This window comes from Rhizobium croatiense (assembly GCF_019793465.1).
Classification (GTDB): Bacteria; Pseudomonadota; Alphaproteobacteria; order Rhizobiales; family Rhizobiaceae; genus Rhizobium; species Rhizobium croatiense.
Genome location: NZ_JAILYJ010000011.1, coordinates 218,567 through 234,593, shown reverse-complemented (window position 1 = coordinate 234,593; position 16,027 = coordinate 218,567). Strand labels below are relative to the sequence as shown.

General features: G+C 62.7%; 14 protein-coding genes. 2 read left to right on the top strand and 12 right to left on the bottom strand.

Annotated features, from left to right (window positions below; all coding sequences use genetic code 11):
• The 10 genes from K6M89_RS19360 to bcoG form a co-directional block, all read right to left on the bottom strand.
• Positions 1-288, bottom strand: a 288-nt coding sequence (locus tag K6M89_RS19360; protein WP_281428479.1) for a CocE/NonD family hydrolase, incomplete at its 3' end; no start/stop codon positions are given.
• A 12-nt stretch (positions 289-300) separates the two neighbouring features.
• The gene (locus K6M89_RS19355) at positions 301-1,932 is read right to left on the bottom strand and encodes an ABC transporter ATP-binding protein (protein WP_222140573.1); all 1,632 of its coding nucleotides are present in this window, start codon (positions 1,930-1,932) and stop codon (positions 301-303) included.
• Positions 1,925-2,752: an ABC transporter permease gene (locus tag K6M89_RS19350; RefSeq protein ID WP_222140572.1), complete on the bottom strand. Its 828-nt coding sequence runs from the start codon at positions 2,750-2,752 to the stop codon at positions 1,925-1,927. Before K6M89_RS19350 ends, K6M89_RS19355 begins: the two co-directional genes overlap by 8 nt.
• Entirely contained in the window at positions 2,749-3,756 is a 1,008-nt protein-coding gene (locus K6M89_RS19345) for an ABC transporter permease (protein WP_097584583.1), read from the bottom strand. The genes K6M89_RS19350 and K6M89_RS19345 overlap by 4 nt, the downstream gene beginning before the upstream one ends.
• Before the next feature lie 97 nt (positions 3,757-3,853).
• Complete coding sequence (locus K6M89_RS19340; RefSeq protein WP_040143081.1) at positions 3,854-5,443, bottom strand: ABC transporter substrate-binding protein; 1,590 nt, start codon at positions 5,441-5,443, stop codon at positions 3,854-3,856.
• Positions 5,444-5,561: 118 nt separating this feature from the next.
• Complete coding sequence (locus K6M89_RS19335; protein ID WP_222140571.1) at positions 5,562-6,344, bottom strand: carnitinyl-CoA dehydratase; 783 nt, start codon at positions 6,342-6,344, stop codon at positions 5,562-5,564.
• A 6-nt stretch (positions 6,345-6,350) separates the two neighbouring features.
• Complete coding sequence (locus K6M89_RS19330; RefSeq protein ID WP_222140570.1) at positions 6,351-8,405, bottom strand: acetate--CoA ligase family protein; 2,055 nt, start codon at positions 8,403-8,405, stop codon at positions 6,351-6,353.
• Between the two features lie 4 nt (positions 8,406-8,409).
• Positions 8,410-9,570, bottom strand: coding sequence for an acyl-CoA dehydrogenase family protein (locus K6M89_RS19325; RefSeq protein ID WP_222140569.1), 1,161 nt, complete (start codon positions 9,568-9,570; stop codon positions 8,410-8,412).
• Between the two features lie 9 nt (positions 9,571-9,579).
• Entirely contained in the window at positions 9,580-11,070 is a 1,491-nt protein-coding gene (locus K6M89_RS19320; protein ID WP_222140568.1) for a carnitine 3-dehydrogenase, read from the bottom strand.
• A gap of 7 nt (positions 11,071-11,077) precedes the next feature.
• A complete protein-coding gene (gene bcoG / locus K6M89_RS19315) occupies positions 11,078-11,980 on the bottom strand; it encodes a 3-dehydrocarnitine:acetyl-CoA trimethylamine transferase BcoG (protein WP_222140567.1) in 903 nt (300 codons plus the stop codon).
• A gap of 106 nt (positions 11,981-12,086) precedes the next feature.
• On the opposite strand from bcoG, the gene K6M89_RS19310 reads away from it, so the two are divergent.
• Entirely contained in the window at positions 12,087-13,076 is a 990-nt protein-coding gene (locus tag K6M89_RS19310; protein ID WP_097584574.1) for a GlxA family transcriptional regulator, read from the top strand.
• Here K6M89_RS19310 and K6M89_RS19305 read toward each other — a convergent pair.
• Positions 13,054-13,926: a LysR substrate-binding domain-containing protein gene (locus tag K6M89_RS19305; protein ID WP_222140566.1), complete on the bottom strand. Its 873-nt coding sequence runs from the start codon at positions 13,924-13,926 to the stop codon at positions 13,054-13,056. The genes K6M89_RS19310 and K6M89_RS19305 overlap by 23 nt on opposite strands.
• 111 nt (positions 13,927-14,037) lie before the next feature.
• Here K6M89_RS19305 and K6M89_RS19300 point away from each other — a divergent pair, with 111 nt between their 5' ends.
• Positions 14,038-14,943, top strand: a complete 906-nt coding sequence (locus K6M89_RS19300; protein WP_222140565.1) for a DMT family transporter — start codon at positions 14,038-14,040, stop codon at positions 14,941-14,943.
• A 285-nt stretch (positions 14,944-15,228) separates the two neighbouring features.
• Here K6M89_RS19300 and K6M89_RS19295 read toward each other — a convergent pair whose 3' ends face one another.
• Positions 15,229-15,663 carry a hypothetical protein gene (locus tag K6M89_RS19295; RefSeq protein ID WP_097584571.1) on the bottom strand — a complete coding sequence of 145 codons (435 nt, stop codon included), beginning with the start codon at positions 15,661-15,663 and terminating at the stop codon, positions 15,229-15,231.
• Positions 15,664-16,027 lie beyond the last annotated feature (364 nt).

Genomic DNA, 16,027 nt, shown 5'->3' with positions numbered 1-16,027 from the left:
ATCGGCAAGCTCGCGTTCGGTATATTCGCCGTCGATGACGCCGTCGGATTCCCCCGATCCGCGGATATCGACTCGTACGCCGGCAATGCCGGCGCCGGCGAACACCGGATAGGTCGACTCGTCCCGGAGGCTGGTGCCGTCGCGCTTGCGATAGGGCAGGAATTCGAAGACGGCTGGAACGGGATCCTGCTCGGCGCCGTCGGGCATCCAGATGCGCGCCGCAAACCGCGTGCCGTCCTTCAGCGTGATCCATTCATTCTCGATGGTGGTGAAGCCGCGCGACGTCATGTCTGTTCCCTCTCAATGACCGGCGCTTTCCATGCGCCGGGTCGCAAGCACACGTTCCAGCCAGCCGATTTCCATTTCCGGTACGGATTTCAGAAGCAGATCGGTGTAGTCGTCGAAGGGCGGCGATAGCGCCGTCGATTTCGGCCCGAACCGCACCAGCTTGCCGCGATGCATCACCGCCACGCTGTCGGCGATCGCCCGGACGATCGCAATGTCATGGGTGATGAAGACATAGGATAGCTGCTCTTCTTCCTGCAGCCGCAGCAGCAGTTTGAGGATGCCCTCCGCGACCAGCGGATCGAGCGCCGAAGTCGGCTCGTCGCAAAGGATGAGTTCGGGCTTGGCGGCAAGGGCTCTGGCGATCGCCACCCGCTGCTTCTGGCCGCCAGAGAGTTCGGCCGGATAACGATCGACGAAGCCGTTGCCCATTTCGATCTGGTCGAGCAGCTCCTTCACCCTGGCGGTCTTCTCCCCACCTCTCAGGCCGTAATAGAAGGTCAGCGGCCGGCCGATGATGTCGCGCACCGTCTGGCGCGGGTTCATCGCCGTATCGGCCATCTGATAGATCAGCTGGATGCGCCTGAGATCGTCGTTCGGCCGCCTCTTGAGACCGGGCATCAGCGCCTTGCCGGCAAAGACGACACGCCCGCTGCTCGGCGGCAACAGGCCGGTGATGACGCGTGCCAGCGTCGATTTACCGGAACCGGATTCACCGACGACGGCGAGTGTCTGCCCCTTCGGCACATGCAGCGAGACATCATGCAGCACCTTGAAGCCGTTGGAATATTCGGCGCTGACATTCTCTACCTTGAGGAGCGCCGCGGACTGGTCGGCGGCTTCCTCGCGATAGGCCTGCCTGACATTGACCAGCGCGCGGGTATAATCTTCCCGCGGCGCTTCGATGATCTGCCGGACGCTGCCATATTCGACCTGCTTGCCGTGGCGCAGGACCATGATGTCGTCGGAGATCTGGGCGACGACGGCAAGGTCATGGGTGATGTAGAGGGCTGCCGTATGGGTTTGCTCGATCGCATGCTTGATCGCCGCCAGCACGTCGATCTGCGTGGTGACGTCAAGCGCCGTGGTCGGCTCGTCGAAGACGATGAGTTCAGGGTTCGAGCAGAGCGCCATCGCCGTCATAGCGCGCTGCAGCTGACCGCCGGAGACTTGGTGGGCGAAGCGCTCGCCGAAGGTCTCAGGATTGGGCAGGCCGAGCACGCGGAACAGATAAAGCGCCCGTTTGCGCGCCTCCTCCCGGCTCATCAATCCATGTTTGACGGAGGCTTCGATCACCTGGTCGCCGAGCCTGTGGGCCGGATTGAAGGCGGCAGCGGCCGATTGCGCGACGTAGCAGACCCGGGCGCCGCGGATTTTCCGGATGCCGCTCTTGCCGAGCGTCAGAATATCGGTGCCGTCGAGCCGCACCTCGCCGCCGGTGATTTCGGCGCCGCCGCGGCCATAGGCGAGCGCGGAGAGGCCGATCGTCGACTTGCCGGCGCCCGATTCTCCGATCAGGCCGAGAACCTTGCCCTTCTCAAGGTCGAAGGACACGCCGTCGACGATCGTTACCCGCCTGGGCGCTTCGCCGGGCGGATAGCTGGTCGCTTCGATCTTGAGATTGCGAACGGAAAGAAGCTCAGGCATCGCCACGCCCTCCCTTGAGGCTGGATGTGCGTTTCAGCAGCCAATCGACGACGAGGTTGACGCAGATGGCGAGCACGGCGATCGCCGTGCCCGGCACCAGCGCGGCTGAAATGCCGAAGATGATGCCGTCCTTATTATCCTTGACCATGCCGCCCCAGTCGGCCGCCGGCGGCTGAATGCCGAGGCCGAGGAAGGACAGGGTGGAGAGGAAGAGGATCGAGAAGGCGAAGCGCAGCCCGAACTCGGCCAGCAGAGGCGACAGCGTGTTCGGCAGGATCTCGCGGAAGATGATCCAGAGCTTGCCTTCGCCGCGCAGCTTGGCCGCCTCGACGAATTCCATCACCGCGACATCGAGCGCCACAGCACGGCCGAGGCGGTAGACGCGGGTGGAATCGAGGATCGCCATGACGAGGATCAGCACGACCAGGTTTTGCGGCAGCACCGCCAGCACCACCAGCGCGAAGATCAGCGTCGGGATCGACATCATCAAATCATTGAAGCGCGAAAACACCGTGTCGATGAGACCGCGTGAGACGGCCGCGGTGAAGCTCAGGATCACACCGAGCGAGAAGGAGATGATCGTGGCGGCGGAGGAAACCAAGAGCGTCGTGCGGGCGCCGTAGATCAGGCGTGAGAGGATGTCGCGGCCGAGATTGTCGAGGCCGAAGATATATTGATCGTCCGGCAGCTGCCAGACGTCGCCGACGACCTGCGTTTCGCCATAGGGAGCGAGCCAGGGAGCGAAGAGCGCAAAGATAAAGGCGATGGCGATGCCTGTCATGCCGATCCAGGCGGTGATGGGGATGTCTCTTGCTCTCATCGCGGATGCCTCAGCCGGGGATTGGCGACGATCGCGAGGATATCGGCAATCATGTTGAGGAAAATATAGACGGCCGCGAAGATCAGGCCGCAGGCCTGCACGACGGGCATATCGCGCACGGTGACCGCATCGACCATATATTGCCCCATGCCGGGATAGACGAAGACCACCTCGACGACGACGACGCCGACGACGAGATAGGCGAGGTTCAATGCGACGACATTGATGATCGGCGCCAGCGCATTGGGGGCGGCGTGCTTGACGATCGCGCGGAAGGCGCTGAGGCCCTTCAACTCGGCGGTCTCCATATAGGCCGAAGACATGACGGAGAGGATCGCCGCCCGCGTCATGCGCATCATATGCGCGAGCACGACGAGGACGAGGGTCGCGGTCGGCAGCGCGATCGCCTTCAACCGCTCGACGAAACCCATACTGTCGTAGACGGTCGCCGGAAAGGTCGCCATGCCGAGCTTCACGGCGAAGAAGAGGATCAGCAGGTAGCCGATGAAGAATTCCGGCAGCGAGATCGCTGCAAGCGAGATCACGTTGATGATCTTATCCGGCATGCGGTTGCGGAAATGCACAGAGAACATGCCGAGGCCGACAGCGAGCGGTACCGAAATCGCCGCGGCAAACCCCGCCAGGAAGAGCGAATTGCCGAGGCGCTTGCCGATCTGTTCGCTCACCGAATTCTTGCTGGCCCAGGAGGTGCCGAAGTCGCCCTGGACAGCATTGCCGAGCCACTCGACGTAACGTGTCGTCACCGGCCGGTCCAGTCCGAGATCCTGGCGGATGTTGGCAACGGCCTGCGGCGTTGCCGACTGGCCGAGATAGGTGGTGGCAAAATCGCCAGGCAGGGCTTCGAGCCCGCCGAAGATCAGGATGGAAACGGCAAAAAGAAGAATAATACTGAGCACGAAGCGCTCGAGGATGAGGGCAAGCAACGGAAAACGCTGCCGGAGCCTCAGGCCCGGCAAGATATTGCTGGGGGCAGGGTTGGTCATGGCAAATGCCTTTGGCTAAAACGTCGGGAGGACCGCGGGTTTTCTTCCCACGGTCCCAGCTTCGTCGGAGATCGGAGGGGCGCTGCGCCCCTTGCCATCAGGCGTCCAGCCAGACGCGGGTTGCGACGTAACCGTTCGACATGTCGTTGCCGATGTCGTGGACATACCCCTTCACCTGCTTGGTGGAGGCGTTCACGAAGTCGTTGAACATCGGCAGGATTACGCCGCCTTCATCGCGCACCATCATCGCCATGGTACGATACATCTCCTTGCGCTTGGCTTCATCAAGCTCGGAGCGGGCCTGCAACAGCAGCTTGTCGAAGTCAGGACGCTTGAACTTGGTGTCGTTCCAGTCCGCCGTCGAGAGATAGGCGGTGGAATACATTTGGTCCTGCGTCGGACGGCCACCCCAATAAGACGTCGAGAAGGGCTGGACGTTCCAGACATTGGTCCAATAGCCGTCGCCCGGTTCGCGCTTGACCTCGATCTCGATGCCGGCCTTCTTGCAGCTTTCCTGATAGAGGACGGCCGCATCGACGCCGCCGGGAAAGGCGACTTCGGAGGTGCGCAGCAGCACCGAGCCGCTATGGCCCGACTTCTTGTAGTGGAAGGCCGCCTTATCGGGATCGTAGACGCGTTGCTCGATGCCCTCGGGGAACAGCGCATAGGTGGAGTTGATCGGGAAGTCGTTGCCGACCTTGCCGTAGCCGCCGAGGATCTTCTCCACCATGGTCTCGCGGTCCATGGCGTATTTGAGCGCCAGGCGCAGATCGTTGTTGTCGAACGGCGCCTTGTCGCAATGCATGATGAAGACGTAATGGCCGCGCCCGGCAGTCGAGAGGATCTCGACGTTGGGGGCGCGTTTCAGCAGGTTGACGGTCTTCGGATCGACGCGGTTGATATAGTGCACCTGGCCGGACGACAGTGCGGCGATACGGGCGGTGGCGTCGTTCATCCCGATGATCTCGATCGAGTCGACATAGCCCCGGTCGCTGCGCCAGTCGTCCTTGTTCTTTTCGAATGTCGCCCGGACGCCGGGCTCGAAGCTCGTCATCTTGTAGGGGCCGGTGCCGATCGAGGCCAGCGGATCGTCGACGCCGCCATTCGGCTGGATGACCAGATGGTAGTCCGACAGCAGCAGCGGCATGTCGGCATTGCCTTCACTGAGCGTCAGCACAAGATTGCCGCCGTCGGCCTTGATCTCCTTGATCGAACCGAGGACACCGAGCGCGCCTGATTCCGACTTCGCATCGGTATGACGCTTCAGCGTCGCGACGACGTCGTCGATCGTCAGTTCCTTGCCATCGTGGAACTTGACGCCCTTGCGGATCTTGAAGGTCCAGGTCACAGCGTCCTTCGATGGCTCCCAGGATTCGGCGAGCGCCGGCACGGCGGCACCCGTCAGCGGATCGGATTCAACCAGCATGTCGCCCCAGCAGCGGCCGATGCAGAACATGACCTGCGACAGGAACTTCGCCGGATCCTTGGAATCGGTGGCGGCACCGCCTTCGAGGCCGAGCTTCAAGTGGCCGCCGCGCTTCGGTTCGGCGGCTTCGGCACTTTCGGTGAAGAGCTTGTCGGCGACAGCAAGTGTGATGCCGGCCGCCATGGCGCGTCCCATGAATTCGCGGCGGCTGAGCCCGCCGGCGGTGACGCGGCTTGTGAGATATTTGCTATAGTCGTTCATTCCCCTGTTCCTTCTTTGTGGTGCGTTGACAGAACTTCCGGGCTGGTCCGTAGGCGGTTTCCTCTCCACCTCCGGTGCCCGCATCATGCGGGAAAATGCTGCGGTTGCCGCCGCCTCTTCATTGTCCTTTCCAAATCGGGTTTCGCTTTTCGGCGAAGGCGCGGGCGCCTTCCAATTGATCTTCGCTCGAATAGAGCCTGTCGACGGTCGCAAACTGCCGCTTGGTGACCTTGTTCATGGCAGTCTGGAACGTCGAACCCTCCGCTTCGCGCACGATTTCCTTGATGGCCGCATAGACGAGGGGCGGCCCGCTTGCGAGCAGGCGGGCAAGCTCCCAGGCTCTTTCCATCAGCCGCCTGGCCGGCAGAACCTCGTTGACGAAGCCCCAGCGATGCGCCTCGTGCACATCGAGCCAGCGTCCGGTCAAAAGCATGTCCATGGCGATATGATAGGGAATGCGCTTCGGCAGCTTGATCGAGGCGGCGTCGGCAACCGTGCCCGAGCGGATTTCCGGCAGGGCGAAAGTCGCATGATCGGCGGCGATGATCAGATCGGCCGAAAGCGCGATCTCCAATCCACCGCCGCAACAGATGCCGTTGACGGCTGCGATGACCGGCTTGTTGAGGTCGCGCAATTCCTGCAGCCCGCCGAAACCGCCGACACCGTAATCCCCGTCGACCGGATCGCCTGATGCCGCCGCCTTGAGATCCCAGCCGGCGCAGAAAAACTTCTCACCCGCGCCCGACACGATGGCGACACGCAGCGTTGGATCATCGCGAAAGTCTCGGAAGAGCAACCCCAGAGCACGACTGGTCGCAAGGTCGATGGCGTTCGCCTTCGGCCGGTCGATGACGACTTCGAGCACTCCGCCGTCATGTCGTGTGCGAATGTGGTCGCTCAACCTATGCTACCTCCTCCGCCGTATCAGGGCATCGACTGCGGCAACGCCGCGCCCTTCGGGAAGAACCATCAATGGATTAATGTCCAGTTCCTCCAGGCATGCCGCGTTCCTTACGACATAATCTGCCGCTGCTGAGACAGCGTCGACAGCGGCTTCGAGATCACCTTTTGGCCGCCCCCGATAGCCATAGATCAATTTTGCAAGTTTGAGACGCGAAATCGCAGCGTGAATCTCGGTTTTCGTCGCCGGAAGTGGCAGGATGGTGGAATCTTCAAGCAATTCAACGAAAATACCGCCCGCTCCAAGCGTGAGCGACAATCCGAAGATAGGGTCGCGGATGGCCCCGACAATGAGCTCGGCCACCGGCGGATCGATCATCTTTTCGACGAGATAACCGGCATTCGGTGGCATTGCCGCCGCTGCATTCGCAACCGCCTCACTATTCCTAAGGTTGAGCGCGACAGCCCCGGCTTCGGTCTTGTGGGCAACGCCGAGAGCCTTCAGCACGACGGGAAAACCAAGCCGCTCGGCCTGTTCGGCGGCTTCGCGGGGAGAAAAAGCCTGCAGCCCCCAGGGAACAGGGAGGCCGCAGGCAGCAAGCTCCGTCTTCGCATCAGCTTCCGTCAGCGTCTCGATCTCGCCGTCCATGCAAGGCACGTCGAGCAGCGGCAGAGGAGGCGGGAGATCCCAGGCCCGGCCGATGCCGGCTGCGACCTCCACCGCGATGATGGTTTCGTCGATGCCCGAGAAAGCAACTATGCCGTTGGCCATCAGCCGATCGGCGACCGGCTCCGGCATGTTTTCCGGAAGTGTCGCCAGAATCCCGGCCCGCGCACCGGTGGCAGAGGCCGCCGCCACCACCGCGTCTGCCGTAATCGACCATTCGGCCGCATCGCAGCGGTCTCCGCGCGGAAAGTCGAGGACGACGAGATTGAGGGCGTAGCCGCCTTCGAACATGGCGCTGAAGGCTTCGCTCTGGCGGGCGACATCGCCCCAGACGAAAGTGTGGTAATCGAGCGGATTGGAAAGCGTCACCATCTCGCCAAGCACCCGCCGCAGTCGCGGCAATTGCTGCGGCTGCAGGGCTGCGAATTCGACATTGCGGCCGACGGCGGCATCCGCCATCAGCGAAGCCTCGCCTCCGGAACAACTCATCGACGAGATCGAATGGCTTACGAGCGGGCCGGCGACATGCAGCAGCTTCAGGGTTTCCAGCAGCGCCGGCAGGCTCTGGACACGGCCGAGGCCGAGACGTGTGAGCACGGCATCCGCGACGGCATCGCTGCCGGCAAGCGAGGCAGTATGCGACACCGCCGCATGCCTTGCCTGCTCAGACTTGCCGACCTTCAGCACGACCACAGGTTTCCTCGACTTCCGGGCGATGGCGGCAAGCCGTTCGAGCGAAGCGAGATCGCCAAAGCCTTCAACGTGGAGGCCGACGGCCGTCACACGCGGATCCTCCATCAGCGCGCAGGCGATATCGGCGAGCGATGTCTGCGCCTGGTTGCCTGCCGTGACCATGTAGGCGATCGGCAGGCCGCGGGTCTGCATGGTCAGGTTGATGGCGATATTGGAGGACTGGGTGAGGATCGCGACACCCCGTTCGGTCCGCTGCATGCCGTGCTGGTCGGGCCATAACAGAGCGCCATCGAGGCCGTTGATCAGCCCGTAGCAGTTCGGCCCGAGGATCGGCATATCGCCGGCCGCTTCCACAAGCGCCTGCTGCAGCTCGGCGCCGTCGGCAAGTTCCGCCGTTGCCTCGCTGAAGCCCGATGCATAGCAGACCGTCCCGCCGGCGCCGGCGCGCGAAAGGCCGCGCACGATCTCGACGGTCAGCGTTCGGTTGACGCCGACGAAGGCGGCATCCGGTGCGGCGGGCAGATCCGAGAGAGAGCGATAGCAGGGCCGTCCGAGCACCTCGTCCAATTTGGGATGAACGGGCCATATCTCGCCGGCAAAGCCCATTCGATCGCACTGCTCGATTACCCTGCGCGCCTCGCGGCCGCCGAAGACGGCGATCGTTTGCGGTCTGAGCAGGCGGTCGAGCGGGCTAGATGTCATCGGCTCATGCTCCCAACGGCCGGAGCAGGTCGCGGCTGATGATATGCCGCTGAATTTCAGAGGTGCCGTCCCAGATGCGCTCGACGCGCGCATCGCGCCAGAAGCGGGCGAGCGGCAGATCGTCCATCAGGCCCATGCCGCCGTAGATCTGGATCGCCTCATCCGTCACGCGGGCCAGCATTTCGGAGGCATAGAGCTTGGCCGAGGCAATCTGCCGGTCGGCGGAAAGGCCGGCATCGAGCCGCCAGGCGGCTGCAAGCGTCAGCCACTCGGCCGCGTCGATCTCGGTGATCATATCGGCGAGCTTGAACGACACGCCCTGATTGGCGCCGATCGGCCTGCCGAACTGCTTGCGTTCGGCGGCATAGGGCAGGGCCATCTCGAAAACGCGCCGCGCCCGGCCGACACAGGTGGCGGCGACCGTCAGCCGCGTGCCGTAGAGCCACTGATTGGCGATATCGAAGCCGCGATGCACCTCGCCCAACACTTGGGCTTCGGGAAGCCGGCAATCGGTAAAGCTGAGGGTAGAGTTATGGTAGCCACGATGCGAAACGGAATCGTAGCCTTTCAGGATATCGAATCCAGGCGTGCCGCGATCGACGAGAAAGGCAGTGATCTTCTTCTTGATGCCCTTCGGCGTTTCCTCCTCGCCGGTGGCGGCAAAGACGATCACGAAATCGGCGACATCGGCATGCGAGATGAAGTGTTTCGTGCCGTTCAGGACGAAGTCGCCGCCGTCACGGCGGGCGGCGCATTTCATGCCGCGCATATCGGAGCCGGCATCCGGTTCGGTGATGGCAAGCGCGTCGATCTTGTCGCCGCGTACCGCCGGCAGCAAATAGCGCTCCCGCTGCTCGCCCTCGCAGGCCATCAGGATGCCGGAAGGCCGGCCGAAGAAAACCGTCAGCCCGAGCGAACCGCGCCCAAGCTCCCGTTCGACCAGCGTTAAAGTGACATGGTCGAGGCCGGCACCGCCGACCTCCTCGGGGAAATTGCAGGCATAGAAGCCGAGATCGATGCATTTGCGCTGGATCTCACGCCCGAGTTCCGGCGGGACGATGCCGCTGCGCTCGACCTCGTTCTCATGCGGATAGATCTCGGTTTCGACGAAGGCGCGAACCGTCTCGACGATCATTTCCTGTTCCTGGCTGAGACCGAAATCCATACCGTCCTCCTACCGCCTCTGGCCGACGTGACGGCCGGCGCCCTCGGGCAGCGCCAGTTCCGCATGGGACGCGGCAATCGCCTTCACCCTGTCGAGCACCCCGGCCGGCGCCGCCATCGCCTTGCCCGCCTTGCTGTCGACATGCAGCAGCATCTGCTCGGCGGTTGCGATGAGCTCGCCCGTCGCCGTGTCGCGCAATGTGTGGAAGACATGCAGCCGCTTCTCGTCGACATCAAGGATCTGGCAGGCCGAATGGATCGCTTGGCCGAGCTTCGCCTCGCCGAGATGGCGGATATGGCTTTCCACCGTGTAATAGCTGTGCCCCGCCTCGACATAGGCAAGGTCGACGCCGACAAGGCGCAGCAGCGCATCGGACGTATCGCCGAACACCTGCAGATAGCGGTGCTCGGTCATATGGCCGTTATAGTCGACCCAGGCCGGGCTCACCTTGGTTTCGACAAGCCGCAACGGCTTCGAAGGATCGGCCGGCATGGTCTCGCCTCCGCCTTGCGCCCAAAGCGATTGCTCGAAATCCTTCAGCAGCTTGCCGGCGCCCCAGCCCTTGCCACCGTCGCCGCCCTTCAGCGCCTGCAGGATGCCGACGAGATTTTCGTCGCGTATGCGCTCAAGCTGGCGGATCGAAAGGCCCGCCGCCTGTTCGTCGGATTGCCGGCCGATCTTTTCGATCAGCGCCTCGTCGAGATCGACGACATCGGTGAGCTTGGTCCATGGCCAGGCGAGGCAGGGACCGAACTGGGCAAGGAAATGGCGCATGCCGGCCTCGCCGCCGGCGATGCGGTAGGTCTGAAACAGGCCCATCTGCGCCCAGCGCAGGCCGAAGGAATAGCGGATGACGTCGTCGAGCGTCTCGACGGTGCAGATATCGTCGTGGATGAGCCAGAGCGCCTCGCGCCAGAGCGCTTCGAGCAGCCGGTCGCCGACGAAGGCCTCGATCTCCTTGGCAATATGGACGCCCTTCATGCCGATTGGCGGCAATCTTTCCATCGCCGCCCGGATGGTTGCCGCCGACGTTTTCTCGCCACCGACGATTTCGACGAGCGGCAGCAGATAGACGGGATTATAGGGATGGGCGACGAAGAGGCGTTCGGGATGCTTCATGTCGCGCTGCAGATCGGTCGGCAACAGGCCCGAGGTGGAGGAACCGATCAGCGCATCCAGCCGCGCAGCCGCATCGATCTCGGTCAGCACGCCACGCTTGAGCTCGAGCCTTTCCGGCACGCTTTCCTGGATCCAGTCGGCGTCAGTGACGGCTTCCACCAGCGTCTGGCAGAAACGGAGCCTGCCGCGCGGCGGCAGCGGCGCGCCGGTCAGCATGGCATAGGCTTTTTCGGCATTGGCGATCACCTCGCCGACGATGCGGCCTGCTTCCGGATGCGGGTCGAACACATCGACGTCGATGCCGGCCAGCAGGAAACGAGCGATCCATCCGCCGCCGATGACGCCGCCGCCGATACAGGCCGCCTTGCTGATCTTGGTCATGATATCCTCAGCGCTTCGTCAGCTTCAGCTTCTTGCGCACATCTTCCGGTCCGATGATCCGCGCCCCCATGCCTTCCACCACCTGCACCGCCTTTTCGACAAGCTGCGCATTGGTGGCGAGCTGGCCCTTGCCGACGAAGAGGTTGTCTTCCAAGCCGACGCGCACATTGCCGCCGGCGAGAACCGCCGCTGCCGGATAGGCCATGGCGTTGCGGCCGATCGAAAAGGCCGAGAAAGTCCAGCTCTGCGGCACGTTGTTGACCATCGCCATGAAGGTGTTGAGGTCGTCGGGCGCGCCCCATGGAATGCCCATGCAGAGCTGGATCAGCACCGGATCTTCGATCAGGCCTTCCTCGGCAAGCTGTTTGGCGAACCAGAGATGGCCGGTGTCGAAGGCTTCGATCTCCGGCCGCACGCCGAGATCCGTCATCTTCCTCGCCATGGCCCGCAGCATGGCCGGCGTGTTGGTCATGACATAGTCGCCGAGGTTGAAGTTCATCGTGCCGCAGTCGAGCGTGCAGATTTCGGGTAGGCATTCGGCGACATGGCTGACGCGTTCGCTGGCGCCCGCCATATCAGTGCCTTTTGGATTGAGGGGGAGGGGGCTTTCGACATCCCCGAAGATCAGGTCCCCGCCCATGCCGGCCGTGAGATTGAGGACGACGTCGATATCGGCCGAGCGGATGCGATCGGTGACCTCCCGGTAGAGCTCGTTGCGGCGGCTCGCGGCCCCCGTTTCCGGATCGCGAACATGGCAGTGAACAACGGCCGCCCCAGCCTTGGCGGCGTCGATCGCGGAATCCGCGATCTGCTTGGGAGTGATGGGAACATGGCTGGATTTGGAAACCGTATCGCCGGCGCCGGTGACGGCACAGGTGATGAAGACATCGCGGTTCATCGCTAGAGGCATGATTTTGTTCTCCCCGTCTTGTCGGGCATTACGCGACAGGTTGGCCCATGATGCTTTGCATGCTCGGAAGTTGCTGATACATTATCGGAACAATTGGGAGGCGACCTTGCTGCAGCGATCGACGGAACGGCTCGATATCGATCTTCTCGTCCTGCCGGAGACGAACCTGATCCTGATTGCGTCGGTCATCGAGCCGCTGCGTGGCGCCAACCGCATCGCCGGCAGCGAACTCTATCGCTGGCGGCTCTTGACGCCGGATGGAGCGCCGGTCCCGACCACCAGCCATATCGCCGTCCCGGCTGAGGGAAGTTTCCGGGCGACGACCGAGGAGACACCGCTGTTCGTGCTGGCCAGTTACAACTGGCGCCGCAGCGCCACGCCGGCGCTGAAGATGCAGCTCTCGCAGGCAGCCCGCTACCGCACCATCATTGCCGGCATTGAGTCCGGCACGTGGCTACTCGCCGAAGCAAGCCTGCTCGACGGACTGCCGGCGACCGTCCACTGGGAGGACTACGAGGATTTCGCCCTGGCCTATCCCGAGGTCAGGGCCGTCAAGGATCGTTTCGTCATCGACGGCAAGCGGCTGACGACATCAGGCTCGCTGCCGACCGTCGACCTGATGCTCGAGGTGATCCGACAGCGACAGGGTTATTCCCTGGCGCTCGAAGTCAGCCGGCTGTTCCGTTACGAGCAGCCTTCCTTCCACGCCGACGAAATGCTTTCCGCCGCGTCGGCAGGACTGCGCCTGCATGACCCCCGCGTGACGCAAGCGGTGCATTTGATGGAGGAGCATATCGAGCAGCCGCTGATTTTGGCGCGGCTCGCCCGCAGGGTGGGCATCAGCGCCCGGCATCTGCAGGACCTCTTCCAGCAGAGCATCGGCGCGCCGCCGCATGTGCATTATCTGGCGCTGCGGCTGAACACGGCGCGCCGCAAGGTGATCGAGACGACGGCCTCCTTTGCCGACATCGCGGCGGCGACAGGCTTCAATTCGGCCTCGGCCTTTGCGAGAAGCTACCGGGCGAGTTTTTCCGAAAGCCCGTCGGAGACGCGGCGCCGCTTGCACCGCCGCGTCATATCATCGGCACCGACATAGGCTGGAATGCGTCCCGCAGCATTTCGGCCAATTCCCGCACGGCCTCGCTGGAGCGGAAACTATTGCGGCGCAGTACGACCTTCGAGGAATCGACCGGCGGAAAACCGTCTTCGGCGGTCAGTTCGCGGCAGCCGGACGGAATGCTGCTGCGGGAAAGCGTCGTGACGGCAAGGCCGGCGGTCACGGCATTCTTCAGCCCCGAACCGGTATCGGCGATGAAAGCGATCCGGTAGCTGCGGCCGATCTGCTCCAGCGAGCGCAGCGCAAAGTCACGTGACCAGGTGGAATTGCGATAGGTCGCAACCGGCAAGGGATCGATGTCGTGCAGCCGATGCATCATCGACGTGACCCAGACGGTCGGATCGACGCAGAGAACCTCGCCCTTGTTCTGATCGCTCCAGTCGAAGACGACGGCGAGATCGAGTTCGTCCCGTTCCAGGGCGGCAAGGTTGCGGACCGTGTAATCGCAGGAGACGGTGACTTCGACTGCCGGATGGCGAACCGCGAAAGCCGCAAGCGCTGCCGGCAGCACCGTCTGGCTGTATTCCTCGGGGATTCCGATGCGCACCGGCCCGTCGAGCGGCTTGCTGCGGATCGTCGCGGCCGCCTCGTTCAGGAGATCGATGACCCTGCGGGCATAGGGCACGAGCTGGATGCCCTGGCGCGTCAGCAGCACGCCGCGGGCGCCGCGCTCAAAAAGGTTTTCGCCGATTGCCGCCTCGAGCCTCTTGATCTGCGTGCTGACCGCAGATTGCGTCCGCCCGATGCGCAGGGCGGCCGCCGAAAAGTTCGACGTCTCGGCCACAACAAGGAAGGTTCTGAGAAGGTCACTTTCGATCGGCTCTTGCATTGGCAGCCATAGATAAAATCGATGATAGCTATCACTACTATTCATTTGTCTAATGTCAATTCCTGGCGCAGAAATGGGCGGCGTTCGACTTCCTTCTTTGAGAATCTCTGCGTGACCATTGAAAATCCGGCTAGACACCTCGCAGGCAGCGAGCACGAGAAGGGTGTGCTTCTCATCGTTGCCGCGACACTTGCCTGGAGCGCGAGCGGCGTTTACTCGCGACTCCTCACCACCGACGTATGGACGGCGATCGCGTGGCGGTCGCTGTTCGGAGGCCTGTTCCTGCTGATCCCCTGCCTTTTCCTCGAAGGGGGCATCTCGCGGCGGCAATGGCGTTCCGTCTTCCATCCGTCCGGTCTTGCGATGATCGCATGCCAGACGTTCAGTCAGGGATGTTTCATCGGGGCGCTCTACATGACCACCGTCGCCAATGTGACGATGATCTATGCGACCACGCCCTTCATCGCGGCTCTGTTCGGCTGGCTCATCCTCAAGGAGAGGGTTGCCAGGCGGACGATGATTGCCGGCGCCGTGTCCCTCTTCGGCGTCGGCGTCATCGTCGCCTCGTCGATCGGCGGCGGCACCGGCTGGGGCGACCTCTTGGCGCTCGGCATGACCGCGTCCTTCGCGCTCGTTATCATCATTCCGCGCATCGATCCCAGCGTGCCGAGCCTGCCGCCGACCGTTGTCAGCGCCTTCCTGACCCTGGTCATCTTCGCGCCGTTCGGTTCAGTCGCCTCGCTCGACCTGCACAACTGGATCGTCCTTGCCGCCTTCGGCGCCACCAATTTCTCGCTGGCGCTGGTGCTCTTCCTCGCCGGGGCAAAGCGGATGCCGCCGGCGGAAGCCGCGCTGATCGGCACGATGGAAATCGTGCTGACGCCCTTCTGGGTCTGGCTGCTGTTTTCAGAACAGCCGCCCGTCGCCACCTATTTCGGCGGCGCGATCATCCTCGGCGCTGTGTTCTGGCATACCGCGGTCGACTTCAACCGAGGCCGGCGGTCTTACGACGGCTAATGCATGTCGCCCGGAAGTGTGCAGCGGTTCCGGGACAACGACTTGCATCAAAGACAAAGGGCTAAAGCGCGTCGCATGAATCAAATTTGATGCGACGCGCTTTAGGGCAATTCCAGCAAAGCGCGTAGCGGTTTTGCCGGGAAAAGCGCGAAGCCCATCCTCCGGTCCACCGGAACAACCGTTTTGCGCTGGTCCTGTTCGCGTTTGCCGAGGCGGGTGACCTGCCAACTGCCGTGGCAGGCCGCTTCGTCGCGGCGAATGCCAGCCTTACAGCGTCATGGCCTTTTAGCCAAAGAACGCACGAAGCTGAGCGAAAAACCCGTTTGGTCTGGGATCTGCGAGCCTTCGCACGCGGCGAGCGACTGCTGCCGCGCTGACGCTTTCACCAAAATGACAGAAGCAGACAAGCTCGTGCAACTGTTCGTCGCTGAGTTCGAAGAACCGTTTGGCTTCTCCATAGCTGTCATTCTCCATTCCGGCCGCCCGCAGAATGGGATCAGCGAACGCAACGGAGATCGGGGTGTCGTCACCCCGCAGGGCAAGCCGATCTGCGATCGGCTGATACTCTGTCTCGTGAAGCGTTTTCAAAAACGGTCTGGGGCTGCGGTCGAGACATTCGGCCCAGCGTTCAATGCGTTCGCGCCGCGTCAGTTCAAGGGGCTTTATGCTCGTGCTGATCTTCGCAACTGTTTTCAGCTGCTCCAGTGCATACTGTTCCATTCCGGCCTCCTATCTTCGGAAAAATAGACGGTCCGCTCCCAAAAACAGCGTGGCTCAGGACGCAGCCGATGTCCAATCACGATTGGAAACGGCATCTGCCGCTGGCCGAACAGATCTGATTACCGCAGGAGATGACGACTTTGCCGATTGTCGTCTTGAGGGGCACCCGTGTCGTTTTTTCGGGCTCTGTTTTTCGTCAGGCATGGTTTTCTTGTCACGTTCACGGCGCTGCCGCGCAAGCGAGCGACATGAAGTATGGCAGGCAGGCCGCCGGCACGCCGCCACGGTGGTAAAGGACTGAAATCCTCAGGAACGACCGGATAGTTATCCGGAAAGATATCCAGAAGGATCGAAAGGAGGTTCT